The organism is Tumebacillus sp. BK434, assembly GCF_004340785.1.
Classification (GTDB): domain Bacteria; phylum Bacillota; class Bacilli; order Tumebacillales; family Tumebacillaceae; genus Tumebacillus_A.
The window spans coordinates 280,378-299,096 of sequence record NZ_SLXS01000003.1; the positions used below are offsets into that span (position 1 = coordinate 280,378).

General features: G+C 60.3%; 19 protein-coding genes and 1 other annotated feature. Of the genes, 9 read left to right on the plus strand and 10 right to left on the minus strand.

Annotated elements, in window-relative coordinates; all coding sequences use genetic code 11:
- Positions 1-5: 5 nt before the first annotated feature.
- The 3 genes from EV586_RS09640 to hppD are packed head-to-tail and all read right to left on the minus strand — an operon-like array spanning position 6 to position 3,267.
- Positions 6-1,166: a homogentisate 1,2-dioxygenase gene (locus tag EV586_RS09640; RefSeq protein WP_132944887.1), complete on the minus strand. Its 1,161-nt coding sequence runs from the start codon at positions 1,164-1,166 to the stop codon at positions 6-8.
- Positions 1,167-1,198: 32 nt separating this feature from the next.
- On the minus strand, positions 1,199-2,161 hold the full coding sequence (locus EV586_RS09645) for a fumarylacetoacetate hydrolase family protein (protein WP_132944888.1): 963 nt from the start codon (positions 2,159-2,161) through the stop codon (positions 1,199-1,201).
- A complete protein-coding gene (hppD, locus tag EV586_RS09650; protein ID WP_132944889.1) occupies positions 2,161-3,267 on the minus strand; it encodes a 4-hydroxyphenylpyruvate dioxygenase in 1,107 nt (368 codons plus the stop codon). The genes EV586_RS09645 and hppD overlap by 1 nt, the downstream gene beginning before the upstream one ends.
- 259 nt (positions 3,268-3,526) lie before the next feature.
- On the opposite strand from hppD, the gene EV586_RS09655 reads away from it, so the two are divergent.
- From EV586_RS09655 to EV586_RS09665, 3 genes are all read left to right on the plus strand, one after another.
- Positions 3,527-3,739 carry a DUF1540 domain-containing protein gene (locus EV586_RS09655; RefSeq protein WP_132944890.1) on the plus strand — a complete coding sequence of 71 codons (213 nt, stop codon included), beginning with the start codon at positions 3,527-3,529 and terminating at the stop codon, positions 3,737-3,739.
- A 122-nt stretch (positions 3,740-3,861) separates the two neighbouring features.
- The gene (locus tag EV586_RS09660) at positions 3,862-4,788 is read left to right on the plus strand and encodes an RluA family pseudouridine synthase (RefSeq protein WP_132944891.1); all 927 of its coding nucleotides are present in this window, start codon (positions 3,862-3,864) and stop codon (positions 4,786-4,788) included.
- Positions 4,785-5,015: a hypothetical protein gene (locus tag EV586_RS09665; protein WP_132944892.1), complete on the plus strand. Its 231-nt coding sequence runs from the start codon at positions 4,785-4,787 to the stop codon at positions 5,013-5,015. Before EV586_RS09660 ends, EV586_RS09665 begins: the two co-directional genes overlap by 4 nt.
- A gap of 73 nt (positions 5,016-5,088) precedes the next feature.
- On the opposite strand, the gene EV586_RS21600 is transcribed toward EV586_RS09665, so the two are convergent.
- Both EV586_RS21600 and EV586_RS09670 read right to left on the minus strand, forming a co-directional pair.
- Positions 5,089-5,217, minus strand: a complete 129-nt coding sequence (locus EV586_RS21600; RefSeq protein WP_279388286.1) for a hypothetical protein — start codon at positions 5,215-5,217, stop codon at positions 5,089-5,091.
- Positions 5,218-5,243: 26 nt separating this feature from the next.
- The gene (locus EV586_RS09670; RefSeq protein ID WP_132944893.1) at positions 5,244-6,122 is read right to left on the minus strand and encodes a LysR family transcriptional regulator; all 879 of its coding nucleotides are present in this window, start codon (positions 6,120-6,122) and stop codon (positions 5,244-5,246) included.
- 124 nt (positions 6,123-6,246) lie between these two features.
- Here EV586_RS09670 and EV586_RS09675 point away from each other — a divergent pair, with 124 nt between their 5' ends.
- Positions 6,247-7,353: a citrate synthase/methylcitrate synthase gene (locus tag EV586_RS09675; protein ID WP_132944894.1), complete on the plus strand. Its 1,107-nt coding sequence runs from the start codon at positions 6,247-6,249 to the stop codon at positions 7,351-7,353.
- A gap of 53 nt (positions 7,354-7,406) precedes the next feature.
- On the opposite strand, the gene EV586_RS09680 is transcribed toward EV586_RS09675, so the two are convergent.
- The 3 genes from EV586_RS09680 to EV586_RS09690 all read right to left on the minus strand — a co-directional run bounded on the left by EV586_RS09680 (position 7,407) and on the right by EV586_RS09690 (position 10,317).
- Positions 7,407-8,822, minus strand: coding sequence for a PH domain-containing protein (locus EV586_RS09680; RefSeq protein ID WP_165898491.1), 1,416 nt, complete (start codon positions 8,820-8,822; stop codon positions 7,407-7,409).
- On the minus strand, positions 8,809-9,294 hold the full coding sequence (locus tag EV586_RS09685) for a PH domain-containing protein (protein WP_132944896.1): 486 nt from the start codon (positions 9,292-9,294) through the stop codon (positions 8,809-8,811). The genes EV586_RS09680 and EV586_RS09685 overlap by 14 nt, the downstream gene beginning before the upstream one ends.
- 75 nt (positions 9,295-9,369) lie before the next feature.
- Entirely contained in the window at positions 9,370-10,317 is a 948-nt protein-coding gene (locus tag EV586_RS09690) for a 4-hydroxy-3-methylbut-2-enyl diphosphate reductase (RefSeq protein ID WP_132944897.1), read from the minus strand.
- 189 nt (positions 10,318-10,506) lie between these two features.
- On the opposite strand from EV586_RS09690, the gene EV586_RS09695 reads away from it, so the two are divergent.
- Entirely contained in the window at positions 10,507-11,778 is a 1,272-nt protein-coding gene (locus EV586_RS09695) for an MFS transporter (protein WP_165898494.1), read from the plus strand.
- 104 nt (positions 11,779-11,882) lie between these two features.
- Positions 11,883-12,719: a halocarboxylic acid dehydrogenase DehI family protein gene (locus tag EV586_RS09700; RefSeq protein WP_165898496.1), complete on the plus strand. Its 837-nt coding sequence runs from the start codon at positions 11,883-11,885 to the stop codon at positions 12,717-12,719.
- A 37-nt stretch (positions 12,720-12,756) separates the two neighbouring features.
- Here the strand turns inward: EV586_RS09700 and EV586_RS09705 are convergent, their stop codons facing one another.
- The gene (locus EV586_RS09705) at positions 12,757-14,121 is read right to left on the minus strand and encodes a 50S ribosomal protein L11 methyltransferase (protein ID WP_132944900.1); all 1,365 of its coding nucleotides are present in this window, start codon (positions 14,119-14,121) and stop codon (positions 12,757-12,759) included.
- A 217-nt stretch (positions 14,122-14,338) separates the two neighbouring features.
- On the opposite strand from EV586_RS09705, the gene EV586_RS09710 reads away from it, so the two are divergent.
- The gene (locus tag EV586_RS09710) at positions 14,339-15,037 is read left to right on the plus strand and encodes a protease complex subunit PrcB family protein (protein WP_132944901.1); all 699 of its coding nucleotides are present in this window, start codon (positions 14,339-14,341) and stop codon (positions 15,035-15,037) included.
- 142 nt (positions 15,038-15,179) lie between these two features.
- Positions 15,180-16,139: an alpha/beta hydrolase gene (locus EV586_RS09715; RefSeq protein WP_132944902.1), complete on the plus strand. Its 960-nt coding sequence runs from the start codon at positions 15,180-15,182 to the stop codon at positions 16,137-16,139.
- A 27-nt stretch (positions 16,140-16,166) separates the two neighbouring features.
- On the opposite strand, the gene hisS is transcribed toward EV586_RS09715, so the two are convergent.
- A complete protein-coding gene (gene hisS / locus EV586_RS09720; protein ID WP_132944903.1) occupies positions 16,167-17,414 on the minus strand; it encodes a histidine--tRNA ligase in 1,248 nt (415 codons plus the stop codon).
- 56 nt (positions 17,415-17,470) lie between these two features.
- Positions 17,471-17,739: a binding site (T-box leader), on the minus strand.
- A 128-nt stretch (positions 17,740-17,867) separates the two neighbouring features.
- On the opposite strand from hisS, the gene EV586_RS09725 reads away from it, so the two are divergent.
- A complete protein-coding gene (locus tag EV586_RS09725; protein ID WP_132944904.1) occupies positions 17,868-18,548 on the plus strand; it encodes a peptidylprolyl isomerase in 681 nt (226 codons plus the stop codon).
- The last annotated feature ends 171 nt before the right edge of the window (positions 18,549-18,719 follow it).

An 18,719-nucleotide genomic window follows, 5' to 3' on the forward strand; every position in this document is an offset into this window, starting at 1 on the left:
TTTCTTTACGCTTTCGGTGGCAGCCAGGAGTACATGTAGTTCTCGTCTTCCACCTTATGCGCAGCTTTGGCGATATGGAGCGGCTTGAACGTGTCGACCATCACGGCCAGCTCGTTGGTTTCCTTTTTGCCGATCGACGCTTCGATCGTGCCCGGATGCGGGCCGTGCGGGATGCCCATCGGATGCAGGGTGACCGAGCCTTCTTCGATGCCTTTGCGGCTCATAAAGTTGCCGTCGACGTAGTACAAGACTTCGTCCGACTCGATGTTCGAGTGGTAGTACGGCGCCGGAATCGCCAGCGGATGGTAATCGTACAGGCGCGGCACGAACGAGCAGATGACAAACCCTTCGGCCTGGAAGGTCTGATGCACCGGCGGCGGCTGGTGCAGACGCCCGGTGATCGGCTCGAAGTCCCCGATGTTGAATGCGTACGGGAACAGGTAGCCGTCCCAGCCCGCCACGTCGAGCGGATGGAAGTCGAAAATGTACGAGTGCAGCATGTCACGCGATTTGACGCGGACTTCGAACTCGCCTTTTTCATCGTGGGTGATCAGCTCAGACGGCGGACGGATGTCGCGCTCGTAGAACGGCGCATGCTCTTCGAGCTGCCCGTGCTCATTGCGGTAGCGGCGCGGCACTTTGATCATCGACGCCGACTCGATCACGAAAAAGCGGCTCGGGGTGTTCATCACCACGCGGTAGGTCGTGCCGACCGGGATGACGAGGTAGTCCCCTTTGCCGTAGGTCAGGTTGCCGAAGATCGTCTCCAGCACGCCTTCGCCTTCGTGGACGAACAAGACTTCGTCACAGTCGGAGTTGCGATAGTAGTAATCCATCGCTGCGGTCGGCTTGGAGATCGCCAGCGACACGTCGCTGTTGAACATCAGCACTTGGCGGGAATCGATCGGGTCGCCGGAGAGCTCAGCGCGGTGCGCCAGGAAGTGGCGATGCTTCAGCGCGCCCTGCTCTTCTTTTTCGATCACGATGTCACGAATCTTCTCGACCCGCGTCACTTGCGTCGGCGGATTGATGTGATACGTCAGCGAATAGATGTCGGAAAAGCCTTTCGTCGACATCAGCTGTTCGCGGTACAAGGAGCCGTCAGCCTGGCGGAACTGCGTGTGGCGTTTCGCCGGCACTTGGCCCAGTTTATGATAAAACGGCACAGCTTCTGCCTCCTCTCTGGATTCAAGTTCGTCTATTTTACCCGGTTCTTCAAGACCCCGAGCCGTTCGATTTCCAGTTCCACCACGTCACCGGGCACAAGCCAGCGGTGTACCTCGGTGCCGAGCTCGAGAATGCAGCCGGTGCCGACCGTGCCCGAGCCGATCACATCGCCTGGATAGAGCGTCACACCGTCCGAAGCACGGGCGATCAGCTCCGCGAAGGAGAAGTAGATCGTGCCGAAATTGCCGCGCGACAACTCCTGTCCATTCACTTTCGCCGTCATCGTCAGCTGCCAGCGGTCGCCGTCGCGCACGTCCTCCAGCTCGTCGAGCGTCAGCAGGTACGGGCCCATCGACGTGGCAAAGTCCTTGCCTTTCGCCGGGCCCAGGCCCACCTTCACCTCTTCGCGCTGCACGTCGCGGGCCGACCAGTCGTTGAGCACGGCAAACCCAGCGATGTGCGCCGCCGCCTCTTCCGGCTTGATGTCGCGCCCCGTCTTGCCGATCACGCAGGCGATCTCCAGCTCATAGTCGAGCCATTCGGTATACGCCGGGCACTCGACGTCCGCATCGGGGCCGACAAACGCGTTGTGGTTGGAGAAATAAAACACCGGAAAGTCGTACCACTCCGGCACCATGTCGAGCCCGCGGCGGCCCCGTGCCGTCTTCACATGCTCTTCAAACGCATAGAAGTCGCGGAACGAGCGCGGACGGGGCAGCGGCGCCAGCAGATGCGCTTCCGAGAGCGGCAGGGCAAAAGGAAGTTCGGCTGCCGGCGTTTCTGCGGTCGCTTCGGCGATGGCGCGCGCCCGGTCCAGCCCGCTGCCTTCCGCTTCCAATATCCCGGCCATCGTGACAGGAAGAGGACGTTGCATCGCACAACGTCCTTGCTCCTGCGCCCAAGACTCGGCGAGCGCGAGGTCGAGCACATGATCGTGCTGCAGATACCCCGCCCGTTCGCCCAATTCTTTGTGCAGATACGATACGAGTTTCATTACAGGGTGCCGCGACGCTCTTGTTCGCGCTCGATCGCTTCGAACAGCGCCTTGAAGTTGCCTTTGCCGAAGCTCTTCGCGCCTTTGCGCTGGATGATCTCAAAGAAGAAGGTCGGGCGGTCCATGATCGGCTTGGTGAAGATCTGGAGCAGGTAGCCGTCTTCGTCACGGTCGACGAGCAGGTTCAGCTTCTTGATCTCTTCGATCTCCTCGTCGATCTCGCCGACGCGGCTCTTCAGGTCTTCGTAGTAGGTGTCCGGAACGTTGAGGAACTCGACGCCGTTCTCGCGCAGTTTCGCAACCGTTTCGATGATGTCATGGGTGAGCAGCGCCATGTGCTGTGCGCCCGGACCGTTGTAGAAGTCGAGGTACTCTTCGATCTGCGATTTCTTCTTGCCTTGCGCCGGCTCGTTGATCGGGAACTTGATGCGGCCAGTGCCGTTTTGCATCACTTTCGACATCAGCGCCGTGTATTCGGTGGAGATGTCGTTGTCGTCGAAGGAGATCAGTTGGGTGAAGCCCAACACCTGCGCATAGTAGTCCATCCATTCGTTCATCTTGCCTTCTTCCACGTTGCCGACGATGTGGTCGCAGGCGACGAGGCCGGTGTCGTTGACCGGCATCTTGCCGGTGTAGGCTTGGAAGCCCGGCAGGAAGATGCCTTTGTAGTTGTCGCGCTCGACAAATGTATGCAGGGTCTCGCCATAAGTATAGATCGCCGCCAGTTTGACGGTGCCGTTTTCATCGGAGATTTCTTTCGGTTCGAACGCAGATTTCGCGCCGCGCTTGATCGCCTCTTGGTACGCGGCCGCTGCATCGTCGACGCGCATCGCGATGTCTTTGACGCCGTCGCCGTGCACTTTCACGTGCTCTGCGATCTCGTTGTCCTGCACCAGGGTGCCGGTGAGGACGATGTTGATGTCGCCCGACTGCATCAAATAAGAAACGCGGTCACGGGAGCCCGTCTCAAGACCTTTGTACGCGACCGGCTTGAAGCCATACGCGCCGGCGAGGTAGTAGGCCGCCTGTTTCGCGTTCCCTACATAAAACTCTACAAAATCGACATGACGAAGCGGTAAAAAGTCCATTTGTTCTGCCATTTCCATATTCCCCCTACTATAAAAGGTCTCTCGAAAAGTAGACTTCCCTCATTGACAGGTTCCCATTTGTCGGGAAACCATTTTCAAAACATTTCATTTTCAGATTACCAATCTCTGCCCTCGTCCCGCAAGAGGATGCGTCACCGCCCATGCGCAGTTATGCGTTAAAGTCAAAAAGAAAATGGGCACCAAAACTTGACACGGTTTTGGGAAAAGCGGAAAGCCATACTAAGCCCAGACCCCATTTTGAAAGGAGTGCATGTGGATGCCGGAAGTACGCTGTTCGGTAAGCAACTGTGAATACTGGGCAAAAGGCGGCGCTTGCGTCGCCGATTCCATTCTGGTGGAAATCGACGCCCATGCAAATCGCGACTTCTCCACAGAATTTGGCGAAGTCGGCGAAGGTGTGCACAAGGATTACGCGCAAAACAGTGCCGCTACCATGTGCCACACTTTCAAACAGAAGAAAAAGCAGTAGTCTCACACCGCAAATCGGGCAGCCTTTCGGGGCTGCTCTTTTTGTCTGCACGCTTTGCAGAACGCGTGGACTGTGATACAAAGGGAATACTACGGTGAAACAACGGAACGGAGGCACAATTCATGTCAGAACGGAAATGGACCGCCCACAAGGTGACCGCGGAAGAAGCGGGCCGGACGGTGGAGGAGATCTTGACGGGCACACTCTCCATCTCGCGGCGCATGATCCAGAAGCTGACCCGCACCAAAGGCGTGCAGCTCAATCAAAAGCCGGCGTTTCTCGGCCGCGTCGTCAAAGAGGGCGACGTGATCCGCGCTGCCATGTCGTTTACAGAGGAAGCCGGGCTGCAGCCGGTCGAGATGCCGCTCGCGATCTTATTTGAAGACGAGCATTTGATCGTGCTCAACAAGCCGCCTTTTGTGCTGGTGCATCCGACCGGGCCGGCGCAGACGGAAACGCTGTCGCACGGGCTGACCTGGCATTTTTTGCAGCAGGGTTTGCAGGCGAAAGTGCGCCCCGTGCACCGCATCGACCGCGACACGTCGGGCGTGCTGGTGGTGGCGAAGACGGCGTTTGCCCACCAGCACCTCGACCGCCAGCTGCGCGAACGGGAGCTGAAGCGCGAATATCTGGCCTTTGTCGACGGCACTCTCTCCGAAGAGCGCGGCCAGATCGACGCGCCGATCGGCAAGCATAAGCAGAACCCGAACCTGCGCGCCGTGCGCCCGAACGCCGGCGAATTCGCTTTGACCCGCTATGAAGTGGTCGAGCGCTTTGACACGGCGACACTCCTGCAGTTGGAGCTGGAGACGGGGCGCACGCACCAGATCCGCGTCCACATGACCCACCTCGGCCACCCGGTGCTCGGCGACCGCCAGTACGGGCGGGTCGGGCTGCACCTGATCAAGCGCCAAGCCCTGCACGCCGTGCGAGTCTCGTTTTCGCATCCCGTAAGCGGCGAGAAGATCGAGCTGACCGCGCCGCTGGCTGACGACCTGGCAGCGCTGCAGCAGAAGCTGCAGGGAGCAGCGAACGAGGTTCCGAGATGAACGGAGCGCGTCGGCGCCAACTGGGCCGGCTGATCACGTTCCTGTCGTTCTTGCTGCTGGTCGTGAGCACGTCGTTTGCCATGCGGATCAAACTCCAGGGCGGCGCGCTCCCCTACTGGCTGATGGGGCTGACCGGGTATGCGTGGATCTTCTGCGCCTTTTTGCTGATCAACAACGTGGCGCGCAAGTACTCGCGACGCAAACCGTACCCCAAATCGAATTCCTAAAGCAAAAGCCGCCGAGTCTTGTGCCCGGCGGCTTTTCATGCGTGTGCAGCTGCAAATGCAGGAAGGGTTGAAATTAGTTGTGGTGGTGCTGCGCTCCGGTCGCCGGAGCAGCCGCATGGTCACCATGATCGCTCTCGCCGCAGCCGGTAAACGTCAGCGCGCAGGTGAGGATCAGTCCGGAAAGCACGATTCGTTTGATCATTGTACTCGCCACCTCCACCCATTATTTTAGCACAGATAGCTCGCGAATAGCAGGTTCAGAAAATCCTGCGCGGCGCGGGGCAACTCTTTGTTGCGCGGTGTGATCACATAGGTAAAAGCGGTGGGCAGGCGCAAGTCGGGGGTGGGCAAGGCGACCAGATTCCCGTTGTCGAGATCATCCTGCACAGCGGAGCGGGGCAGGAACGACACGCCGAGGCCTTCTTTGATCAGCTTGCGGGTCACGCCGACCTGCGAGACTGACATCGGGCGGATCGGGGCGCGGTTTTCATGGAGCTGAAAGAGCAGTTCATCCCAATACTCGGGGTGGTTTTTCGTGAGCAGCGGGTGGTCGAGCAAAAGTTCGCGGTAATCGACTCGCTCCGGGTCGACGGTGCCCGGCGCGACCAGCAGCACCGGGTCTTCATGCAGGATGCGCGATTCGGTGTCCGGATGCGAGGACGCCGTTCGCGACAAGCCGACATGGGAGCGCCCGGCCGCGATGCCCGGGCCGACCGACGGCGACAGCGTGGTGTAGATGCGGACTTCTACGTTCGGATACATCATCGTATACTGCTTCCAAAGCGGCGGCAGCACGTGCTCGGCGCAGAGCGGGGACAGCAGCAGATCGAGCCGGTCGTCATAGCCGGCCTTCCAGCGCGCCAAGTCGGACAGCGCCTCGTCATGCGCCTGCAGAATCCGGTCGGCATGCAGGCGGAAGCGCTCCCCCGCTGCGGTCAGGCGCACTTTGCGGCCGCTGCGCTCGAACAGCGGATAGCCGACCAGCTCTTCCAACTGCCGAATATGGACAGAGACGGTAGGCTGCGCGAGGTACAGCCGCTCCGCCGTACGGTGGAAATTCAGCTCCCTGGCCATCATAATAAACGTTCGCAGGAGTTTGATGTCCATCTTGTCGTCTCGTCAACCCCTTAACCGATACTATTTTATAATCGAATACGACAAGTATCTCTATTTCTCCTTTCGAAAATGTGTCGATATACTGAAACTAACTTGATTAACGAAAAGGAGCTGGATGAACATGGAACACAATCTGATCTCGCTCGGACTTGAAAACGTTGTCGTTGCCCAGACCGACCTGAGCCTTGTCGACGGCGAAAACGGTCTGCTCGTCTACCGCAACCACTGGGCCCGCGATCTTGCCCTCCACCATACATTTGAAGAAGTCGCCCACCTCCTCTGGTACGGACATCTGCCAAGTGCAGAAGAAGCAAAAGCGCTGCACGACAAGCTGGCTGCCGAGCGCGAACTTCCGGCGTTTGTGAAAGCGGCGCTCGACGCGATCCCCGCCGACACCGAGATGATGAGCGCGCTGCGGACAGGCATTTCCCTGCTCGGTACGGAAGCGTTTGCAGCCTGGCCGCCGACTTTGGAACAGGTGATCGCGCTGACGGCGAAAGTGCCGACGATCGTCGCCTACCGCTACGCCCGCCTGCAAGGACACGAGCCGGTCGCGCCGCGCACCGACCTCGGGCACACGGCGAACTACCTCTATATGCTGAAAGGTCAAGAGCCGCAGCCGGCGCACGTGCGCGCGCTCGACGCCTATCTGATCCTGACACAGGAGCACGGACTGAACGCTTCGACCTTCGCCGGCCGCGTCGTCGCCTCCACCCGCTCCGATCTGATCTCCTCGGTGACGGCGGCGATCGGCGCACTGAAAGGCCCGCTGCACGGCGGCGCGCCGTCCGAGGTGACCGAGATGATCGAAGCGATCGGCACCAAGGAAAACGCCGAGCCGTGGCTGCGCGCCAAGCTGGAAGCGGGCGAGCGCTTGATGGGCTTCGGCCACCGCGTCTACCGCACCTACGACCCGCGCGCCAAAGCCCTGTCGACGATCGCAACGGAGCTGGCCGGCGACGACCCGTGGTTTGCCCTCGCCGTGCATGTCGAGGAAGTCGGCCTGCGCCTCTTGAAAGAATTCAAGCCGCACCGCCCCTTGAACACCAACGTGGAATTCTACGCGGCTGCCGTGATGCGCGCGATCGGCCTGCCCGACGAGCTGTTCACCCCGTCGTTTGCGGTCTCCCGCACGGTCGGCTGGTGCGCACACATCCTCGAAGCTGCACAAGGCAAGATCATCCGCCCGCAGTCGACCTATACAGGCATCATGCCGGAATAAACAAAAGGAGAGCCTCCTGCGAGGCTCTCCTTGTTCGATGTTGCGAGGAGTTGCTAGGACATCAATGCTTGATCCGCTTCGACGTCGACGATTTTGTACTCCTTCCCCTCCCCGCCGGAGATGATGCGGACGGAGGCAGTGGCGAGAGCAGCGCGTTTTTGGAACAGGGACTGACCGCGGTGGTACGACTGCACCTTGCGCCACGGGATGACGACCGTTGTGCGGGCGATCAGGCGCCTGCGCATCGTCAGGCAGGCCTCTCCGGACGACCAGCCTCCATCGCGGTATTGGAGCAGGCCCCAGGCCAGAAAAACCGGCAGAAGCAGCAGCGCAAACAGGCCGTACGGATAGAACAACACGGAAGGCACGAGCGCTATGGCCAGCGCGAGCAGGAGCGGACGGACGCCATATCTCCGCTTCGCCCGCTTGGGGAGCGGCCTAAGAGCTGTGCCCAGCTCGAAGCCGGGCGCGATCTCCGCCAGAAACTCCGTCACGCGCTCCCGCTTCACCAGCGGGTGCAGCACCGTGGTCTGGCCTTGCTTCTTGCCATAGCCTCCGCCGCTCTCCACGTGCAAAGTGACATAGCCGAACGGCTGGCGCAGCAGGCCTTCGACGATGCGGATGCCCTGCAGGCGGTCGAGCGGCAAGGTCAGTTCACGTTTCTCCAGCAGGCCGCGCGAGATCTTCAGCACGTCGCCTTCGCGGGTCAGTGTAAAGCGCGCGTAGGCGAGCATGGTCAGAATGATCGAGCCGACTGCGGAGAGGATCAGCGTCAGCAGGATGAGGACACCGATCTCAAGCAGATTGGGATTGCCGTTTTGGAACAGGCCCAACCAGGCGACAAACTGCTCGGAGAAGTTGGTGAGCGGCTCGATCACCGCCGATAGAAAAGGCGCGATCAAGCCGATCGAAGCGGAGGTCAGCGACATGAAGATCAGCTCTTTCATCGTCAGGCGGTACTGGATCTGCTCCGGCGCGGGGGCTTCTCCTGCTTCGGCACCAGATGCTGCTTGTGGCTGACGGGCCGCTTTGGCGTCGCTGAGCACTTTTTTCAATGCTTCCGCCTCTTCCCGCGTGATGCCGGCCAGCGAGATCTCCGGCACTTTGCCTTCGGAGGCCGTTTCGATCTGCAACTGCACCAGGCCGACCAGTTGCAGGATCAGGCCCGCTTGGATGTCGATCGACTGGATGCGCTCCAGCGGAATGTAGCGGCGCTGCTTGTTAAAGATGCCTTTCTGCACGCGCAGTTCGCCCGCTTCGATCGTGTACGAGAAGTTGTACCAGAACAAAAAGCCAAACACCCCCGTCAGCACGAGCAGAGCGAATGCTCCGAAAACGGTGATCAGCGGATGTTCGCGCACAAGCGAGATGCTCCCGAACAAAAACGGCAGCAGCGCGTTGCGCAGGAAGCTGATCGCGTTCGGGATGATCGCCAAGGGGTGCACGCGGCGCGGATTAGACATCGTCATCATCCACCACCTTGGCGAATTCGGCGATCCGGTTGCGCAGGTCGTCGGCGACCTGCAGCTGCAAGGCCGGGATCTGATGCTTGCCGGCCGCCGTGTAGACCGTCACGTTGGCGAGGCTGTAAGCGCGCAACAGCATGCCTTGCGCCGTCTCCACATGCTGGACGCGGTTCATCGGGATCAGGCTGCGGCGCACGTTGAAAACGCCCGCTTGCAGGTAGACTTCTTCCGCTGTGATCTCATAGCGCAGCGTGCGGTAACGGATGACCGGCACGAGCAGCACTTCGAACAGGTAGATCAAGACGGCGAGAGTTAGCAGCGACCAGAAGCCCCAGAGGGGCAGCTGCTCCAGTTTTTTGCTCAAGAAAAAATAGGCGAGCGGTACAAGTCCGTAGAACAGTGACGACAAGGCCGCTTTGATGCGCCAGATGCTGACGGCGTTGGGGTCGACTTTTAGTGCTGGCGGGTTGCGCATGGCTGCTGCCTCCTAAATAAAGAGAGTCAACATCTAGTACGGATGTTGACTCTTTTTGTTTCATGTTCGCACTATTTATTTCGACTTTTCTTTGTAGCGCGGCAGGATGCGGTCGACGGTGATCTTGCGCAGACGCTCCCAGGTCGATTCGTCCTGCGGGTCGTACTGTTCGAGGAAATCGATCACTTCTCTGGTGATCTGTGTCGGTGTCGAAGCGCCGGACGTGACGGCGACCTTATTCACGCCTTGCAGCCATTCCAGCTGCAGCTCGGAGACGTCGGCGATGCGGTAGGCCTTCGTGTCGGCGATGTCTTCCGAGACTTGGGCCAGCCGGTTGGAGTTGTTCGAAGCCGGGTCGCCGACGACGATCGTCAGGTCGGCCGCCCCCGCCTGCTCCGCCACCGCCTCTTGGCGAATCTGCGTCGCGAGGCAGATCTCATTGTGAATCTCCACGTGCGGGAATCTCTGCAGCACGACGTTCATCAGGTGCTTGGTGTCCCATTGGCTCATCGTGGTCTGATTGGTGACGAGGATCTTGCCGCTCTTCAGCTGCAGCTTCTCGACGTCCGCAGCTTTTTCCACGAGGTGCACGAGGTCGGGCGCCACGCCCATCGCCCCTTCCGGTTCCGGGTGGCCTTTTTTGCCGATGTAGATGATCTCATAGCCCAGTGCCGTTTTTTCACGGATCAGGTCGTGCGTCTTCGTCACGTCCGGGCAGGTAGCATCGACGGTGGTCAAGCCTTTTTCCTGCGCCTTTTGGCGGACTTCCGGCGATACGCCGTGCGCGGTGAAGATCACCGTGCCCTTGTCGATCTTGTCGAGCAGTTCGAGGCGGTTCTCGCCGTCCAGCGTGATGATACCCTGCTCGGTGAACGCATCGACCACGTGCTGGTTGTGGACGATCTTGCCGAGTATATAGACCGGACGCGGCAGATCGAGGTCTTTGGCCGCCTGCTGGGCCAGCACCATCGCATCGACCACCCCGTAACAATAGCCGCGCGGTGAAATTTTGATTACTTCCATCGTAGGATTCCTCCTGCCGGGTGCAAGATTGGGTGCACGGTCAGGTGCATAGGTTGAAACCATTTTCAGTATAGCATATTGACAAGGGAGCGTCTTGGCAGGATAATGAGAAAAATTTGCTGTCGGATCGTGCCGCATGCCCTGTCGCTTGCGGTCGTTTTGTTTGCAGGGGGTAAAGGGGGTAAGGGCTTGGCACGCAACTTCAAACGGTTTCAGGAGATCCTGAAGAACCGCAATTTTACCGCTTATATCACGAGCTATTATGTCGGCGGATTTGCGAATTTTGTGCAGATGTTTGCGATCTGGGCACAGGCGCTCCGCTTGTCGGGCCAGGACCCGCTGGCGCTTGGCATCGTGACGATGATGGAGATTCTGCCCGGCATCCTCATCTCGCCGTGGGCCGGACTGCTCGCCGACCGCATGTCGAAGCGGACGCTTTTGTTCATCTGCTATACATTGCGCGCCGGCACGCTGCTGCTGATGTTTTTCTCGTCGGAGCTGTGGCATCTCTACCTGCTCGCCGGGCTGCATTCGACGTTTGTCGCCTTTGGCGAACCGCCGCACCGCGCGTTTTTGCCCTTGCTGGTGCGCCCGGAACAGTATGTGTCGATGAACTCGCTGATCGCCACGATGAACAACATCTGGCAGATCTTCCGCCCGGCGATCGGTGGCTGGGTGGTGTTCACGTTCGGCTCGCAGACCGCTTTTTTGGTCGGGATGGGCATGTATCTGCTGGCACCGCTGTTGCTGACCTTGGTCAAGGTGCACGACAGCGCCGCGCACCGCACCAGGGAAGAGCGGGAACGCTCCTCGATGTGGCAGGAGGTGCGGGAAGGCGTCGCCTACATCCGCACGGAGCCGATCCTGGTCTATTTGTTCGTCTTCATGATGCTGTTTACGCTGTGCATGGGCACGCAAGGGACGCTGACGATGCTGTTCGTCGGTCAGCACCTCGTGCCGGAGGAGCAGGCGAGCGGCGCGGTCGGGCTCTTGTTCTCCGCGCTTGGCATCGGCGGGCTGGTCGGCGCTTTCCTGACCACGCTGCTCGTCAAGCGGCTGCCCCTGCTCTTGCTCCTGTTCACTTCGCTCGCCTTTGACGGAGTGATGGTGGTGATCTTTGCGATGTGCGACACGATGACGGTGGCGATCACCTGTTTCGCCTTCTTCGGCATCATCGGCTCGGTCAACCAGATCGTGCAGGATACGCTGATCCAGACCATCGTGCCAGAACATCTGCGCGGGCGCGTCTACGGGGCGTTCGGCCCGATCACCGGTCCGCTGTCCCTGCTGTCGGTCGGCGCGGGCACGTCGCTCGCTTCGGTGATCGGCACGCGGGCGGTGTTCATGATCTGCGGCGTGATGGAGATCGGCGCGGTCGGCATCTGCCGCATGCTGCCGTCTTACAAACAGGTGCGCGAGTCGCTCGCCGAAAAAATTCCACAGTCCACCTTTCAGACGTAACGGCCGGGATCTGCATCCCGGCTTTCTTTTGTGGGGTTGTTTTCAGGGAGATGGCACATATGCTTTCACAACAGAGTCTCTGCTTGAGAAAGGAGGCCCGCCTCTTGTACATCCCCGAAATCTTAGAGGGGGAAGCGCGGGGACGGCTGCGCAAGCTGTACCACAACATCAAATACACGCTGCATGTGCCGCTTATCAGCGACGTGTTTCGCGTGCTCGCACACTATCCGTCCTTCCTGACCTACGCGCTGGAAACGAGCCGCAGCAATCTGCTCTCCCATCATTTCGAGCAACTGTCCGACCAATTGCGCGCCATGCCTCCTCCGGCCCGCCCCCTGCCGGCCCTGCCGTCGTTTGTCACGCGGCGCGACCTGCGCGGCGCCGCGGCTGTGCTGCCCGTCTTCCACTACAGCAACGCCAAACTGCTGCTCTTGACCACCGCTTGGTATGAAGCGCTCTCCGAGCGCCCGATCCCCGGCTGGCAACAGGATGAAACGTTCATCCCGCCCGGCATCCCCGCCTCGTTTCCGAAGACGGTGCCGCTCCTGCGCATCGAATCGGCACCGCCGGAGATCGCGCGCCTGTTGCGCCTGATCACCGACGCCCACTACGGGTTCGCACCGCCCGGCGACATCCGCGCGCTGGCCTTATACCCGACATTCCTCGCCGGGGCTTGGCAAGGCGTGGAATCCTGCCTGCACACCCCCTGGTATCGCGACCAGACCGACCGCCTGCTCCACACCGCGCAATCGTTAGCCCGCAGCCTCCCCTACCCGCTTCCGCTCGCCCCCGGCCGCCTGCAGCAAGTGCTGAGCGAACGGGAGATCGCCTCCTGCCTTTCGATCATCGCCATGTACCGCAGCCTCCTCCCCAAGCTCATCCTCGACACCGAACTGATGATGGGCTTGCTGAACCGATCTGCTCAGACCTTTTGGATCTGAAAGAAAAAGAGGCGGCCTCGCATCTGCCGCCTCCTGTCTATTGCTTGATCCGCTCCAAAAGCCCGCTTGGCATCAGCAGTTTGTCCCCGCTGGCAAAATCGGCCAAGGGAACCCAGACCGCTTCATTTTGCGAGTCGCCATCCGTCAGTACAAACACATCCTGCTCATACTGCGTTTCGTCTGCCAGTCGCACGCGGTACAGGGCGACGATCTCATGGCCCATGCTTCCTTCCACCCGGAAGATGTTCTCAAGAAAGCCGAGAAATTCCGCAGGTGTTACCTCCACTCCCAGCTCCTCGCGCAGTTCGCGCACGACCGCCTGCTCCGAATGCTCGCCAAACTCAATCCCTCCGCCCGGCGGACGGTAATAGACGCCTTCCCCGTACATGTGCTTGCCGACGATCTTTTCCACCAGGATCTTGCCCTGCTGTTCCACAATGCCCAGCGCGACCGGCCGCGGCTGTCGCGGACTTACAGCCTGCTCGACACGCTTGACGGCAAGCGTCACCCATTCCTCGCCCTGTCTGCGCTCGGCCACCGACCAGCCAAGCGCGGCAAAAGCGTCTGTCACCTGCGCCTCGATCCACTCGACGATGCCCGACAGGAGCAGCACGCCCTCCTGTTTCACGATCCGCGTGAGCAGCGGGGCGAGCTCGATCGCTTCTTTGCCGCCGATGTTGACAGCCACCATGTCGAAACGGTGCTCCGCGTCGGCGAATTCTGTAAAAACATCGCCGATGATGATCGCGATGCCTTCGATACCGTTCAGTTCCATGTGGTAGCCGATGCTGCTTTCTGCCGACGGGTTGAGGTCGACCGCCACGACCGGATCGGCACCTTTCATCCGTGCCAGCAGGCTCAAGATCCCCGATCCGGCGCCGAGGTCGGCGACCGCATCGCCGGGCCGCACCATGTCGTCGATCAGCTCCAGGCAATGCCGGGTCGTCGGATGCAGCCCGGTGCCGAATGCGGCCGACGGCTCGATGAGGATCGTCGTCTCCTCCGCCACGCGCTCTTCATCCCACGGCGGCCGAATCATCAGGCCGGGCCGGACTTCCAACGCCGTAAACTCGTAGACCGGATCTTCGGTCACCGCTTGCGGCACGCTCGCCGTCACCTCATGGGCCAGCGGACCGAGCAGCGCCTCGATCTCGCCGCGCAGCTTCGCGAGCAGTTCATCTGTCGGCTCTTCCCCGACTTCCTCATAGGCACGGACGGTCGTCCGCTCAGTCTCGACTTCCTGATAGCCGTAGCCGTCCTCCGTCACAAACGTCTCAAACGGCGCATCGATCCACACGTACTCGATGCCCCGCATCTGCAGTTTCGCGATCGCTTCCTCCGCCCGCTCCGAATCGACGGCAAGCGCGTATTCGACATAGCGCGGTTCCTGTGCTTCACTCATTCTGGCTTTCTCCTTTGCGCTTGAAATAGTAGCGGCGGATGCGAGTCGAGCAATCCGCCCTGATAGCCAACCATCCCGTTCACCGCCTCACCCTCGAGTATACACGAAAAACTTGTCCGCCAGAAAATGGGACTTTTCTCCCAGAAGGAAATGGGGAAGACGCGGCGTAGGGTTATAACACGACAGATCAATCCACCCCTCAAGGAGGCGTTTTAACATGAACCAACATCATGTGACCCGCGGCGAGCTACATACGAAAGTGATGCAGATCAGCGGCTTATCCTCGAACGAAGTGGTTGATCGTCCCGATGAGACCGTCTCCCGCATCGAAGCGGCCGTGCTCTTGTCCAGCACCCTGCCGCCGATGAATACCGGCATCGCAGGCGGCCTGCCCGCTCCGTTCAAAGACATGGCCAGCCTGACCGCCGGCCAGCAGAACGCCGTAGCGCACGTGTACCACCTCGGTATCATGACCGGCAACGACGCCGGCCTGTTCGAGCCGCACCGCAAGCTGCTGCGCGACGAAGCCGACTGGATTCTGCGCCGCGCCCAAGAGCGCATTCAGGCCCGCAAGCGCCCCGTTCCGTATGAGATCATCACCGAGCCGGATGTGCTGCCGCAGCTGGTGCTGGATCGGGCGTCCGAAGCGTTGATCGAGCCCGGCGTCACCCTCGTCAACTCCGAAGAGGCCACCTATGTCGTCATCTCCGGCGGTGAGCGCAACACGGGCGGCTACAGCATCGCGCCGACCAGCGTCGTCCAAGGCAACGGCCAGATCGAGATCCTCGTCGAACTGCAGCGCCCCGATCCGAACGCGATGATCCTGCAGGCGATCACCTATCCGCAGCTGATCCTGCGCCTGCCGCAAGTCGACCAGCCCGTCGTGCTGCTCAATCCGGGCGAATTGGCGTCCTGACGCTTCGCATACAAGCAGCCAGCTTCGTGAAGAAGCTGGCTTTTTTGTTTCATCTTCCCTGCTGTCCCCAGCGCCTTTTTGTAACGCCAGTCTCTTCCAGACGACAAATTAAGTACAGAGTTTTCAGTAAGGAGGAACATTCATGCCAAAACGCCGCTGGTTTGCCTTGCTCCCTCTCCTCTTGACCAGCTCGATGCTCGCAGGCTGTACAGCATCGGACAGCCGGCATGCTGCCGACAAAACAGCGTCCGCACCGGCTCCGCAAACGGCGAACGCCGCACCGGTCGACCCGAACACCCTGCCGCTTTGGGAGCGGCCGATCGCCTACATCCCGGAAGGTGCGCAAGACGTCAAGGTGCGCCAAGACATCCCGTACAAGCTGGTGGAGCAAAAGGAGCTGCAGTTCGATCTCTACACCCCCGCAAAGCAGCCGGTCGGCAAGCTCCCCGTCGTCATCTTCGTCAACGGAGATGCCTTACCCGCCGACCGGAAAGGATCGAAAGAGTGGGGGCAATCGACGTCTTGGGCGCGCTCCGTCGCCGCCTCAGGCATGGCGGCCGTCACGTTCAACCACCGCTCGACCGACAATTTTAGGCAACTGGCCGCAGCGGGGGCTGACGTGGACGATCTGATCTCCTATGTACGCGAGCGGGCAGGTGAATACGACCTCGATCCGGAGCGGATCGTGATCTGGTCCTGTTCGTCCGGAGCGCCGCTCGGCTTGCGCAAGGCCCTGCAAGAGCGTCCAAGTTACATAAAAGGTGTCATTGCCTACTACCCGCTGCTCGATCTGCGCGACCGCCGCTCTGAGCTGGCGGAAGAAGTGACCGCCGACCTCCTCCGCGACTACTCTCCGATCATGCATCTCGCCCGCTCCCCGGAGCATTTCCCGCCGATGCTGCTGGTCAAGGCCGGACAGGACACACCTGCCGTCAACACCCCGCTCGACCAATTCTATGCGCAGGCGTTGCAGCAGCAAGCCCCGATCACCTACCTCGAACACCCGTCCGCCCCCCACAGCTTCGATGTCACCATGCCTGACGACACCACCCGCAGCATCATCCGGCAGACTCTCGACTTCGCGAAAAAAGCGGCCCGGTAACGAACGGGCCGCTTTGTTTTGAAAATATTATGTTAAGCGATACAACAGCTCCTCCAGCTCCATCGCCTGCTGCCCGCCGGCAAGCAAGTCTTTCACCAGCAGCTTGCCGGCCGCCACTTCCTCCTCACCGACGATGACCGCCACCTTGGCTCCCAAGCGGTCGGCCCGCTTCAAGCCGCTCTTCAGCCCTTTGCCGCTGAAGTCCCGCTCCACCGTGAGCCCGGCCCGCCGCAGCGCATCGAGCGCCTTGAGCACGGCAACTTCGGCCGTGTCGCCAAGCGGGATCGCAAACACATCCACGCGTGGCTCCTCGCTGGCCAGCTTCACCCCCTGCTCCTGCAGCAGGAGCAACGCCCGCTCCAGCCCGGCGCCGAAGCCTACCGCCGGCAGCTCCATGCCCCCAAGCTCCGCATACAGTCCGTTATACCGCCCGCCGGCCGAAACGGTCGCTCCGGCTGCGGTCATCACTTCGAACACCGTCCGCGTGTAATAATCGAGTCCCCGCACCAGCCGCGCGTCGACCCGATAGGAGAGCCCCAAGGCATCCAGCCCTTGCACCACCCGGGCAAAATGCGTCTGGCACGCCCCGCACAAGCAGTCCTGAATCGAAGGTGCACCCAGCACCGCCGCCTGGCAGCACGACTGCTTGCAATCGAGGATGCGCAGCGGATTCTTTTCCGAGCGGCGCTGACAGTCCCCGCACATCGCGTCGAGCCGCAGTTCCAGATACTCCAGCAGCTGTTCGCGATACTGCGGACGGCACTCCCGGCAGCCGACCGAGTTCAAGACCACCGTCAGCCCCTTGGCCCCGATCGCTTCGTAAAACCGCATCGCCAGCATCATCACTTCCACATCGGCCGCCGCGCTGTCACTGCCGACCACTTCGACCCCAAACTGGTGATGCTGCCGCAGCCGTCCCGTCCCCGGCCGTTCATAGCGGAACATCGGCGCCAGATAGTACAGCTTGAGCGGCAGCGGCTCCACATACAGCTTGTTTTCCACCACCGCCCTCGCCACTGCCGACGTCCCTTCCGGGCGCAGCGTCAAACTCCGCCCGCCTTTGTCGAGAAACGTGTACATCTCTTTCTCGACGATGTCCGTTCCGTCGCCGACGCCGCGCAGAAACAGCTCCGTGTGCTCAAACAGAGGGGTTCTGATCTCCCGGACATGGAAATGTCCGCACACCTCCCTTGCCGTTGCCTCAAGACGCTGCCAATCCTGCACTTCCTGCGGCAACAGATCTGCCGTGCCGCGCGGACGATTCACACGTTCCATCTTCAAAACCCTCCTCGAAAAATTTGTCTGAGCAAATAAAAAAAACTCCCATCCCATAACGGGACGAGAGCTTGCTCGCGGTACCACCCATCTTGCCATGCACCGCCCAAGACAGCACATGACCACTCATCAGAGGTCAAAACGACTAACCCCTCTTCCGCTGATAACGGTGGAAGTCTCCGGTGACGTCTACCGGGCTGCCTGAGCAGCCTTTCGGGCCACAGCTCAAAGGTGTGTTTCCAAACGTCCTGACCCTCCGGTTCGCACCACCCACCGGCTCTCTGCGCGATCATAAACGCTGTACTCTCCTTCTCACAGCTGTTCAATCATGATGGAAGTAATTTGTCTATTATTGTATGCACCATGTCTTCCTTTGTCAACCGACTTGCCTTCACTTGGATGCCTGTTACAATAGAGTCAGAAGATGCCCTAAAGGAACTGGAGGAGCAAGTGATGAACAAACGGACCTTATTCACCACCGTGCTGGCCACCGCGCTGGTCACAACGCTGTTGTCCGGCTGCGGCACGGATGAAAACACGCAGAAGAACAACAACAACAAGCAGCAGAACAACACCGGTACGGTTGACACCTCGAAGAAGCAGAAGCAATACGCCAGCAAGCCGGAAATGAAGATCGACAAAGCAAAAGAATACACCGCCACGATCAAAACGAACAAAGGCGATATCAAAATCAAGCTGCTCGACGACGCAGCACCGGTCACCGTCAACAACTTCGTTTTCCTCGCCCAGGACAAATACTATGACGGGGTCACCTTCCACCGTGTGATCAAAGACTTCATGATCCAGACCGGCGACCCGACCGGTACCGGAGCCGGCGGTCCGGGCTACCGATTCGAAGACGAACTGCCCCCGGCGAAGCAATACACCAAAGGCATTGTCGCCATGGCCAACGCCGGCCCCGATACCAATGGCAGCCAGTTCTTCATCGGCAGCGGCCCGCAAGTGGACGGACTGAATCGCATGCCGAACTACACCGTTTTTGGCGAAGTGGTCGAAGGTCTCGACATCGTCGACAAGATCGCATCTGTGCCGGTCGGCCAGAGCCCGAGTGGCGAGATGAGCAAACCGCAGGAAGACGTGCACATCGAAACGGTCACCATCGAAGAAAAGTAACTCGGACACCAACCGACAAAACGGCTCTCCCGCCCGGGAGAGCCGTTGCTGTTTCGACAGCGACCTCCTTTGCCGTCGATTTCCCGGGAAATTGTCGAACGAAATCGGCACACCGTCGCTGCGGCCGCACCATATGCTGATCACATGAGGATGAGCAAATGAGGTTGCGCA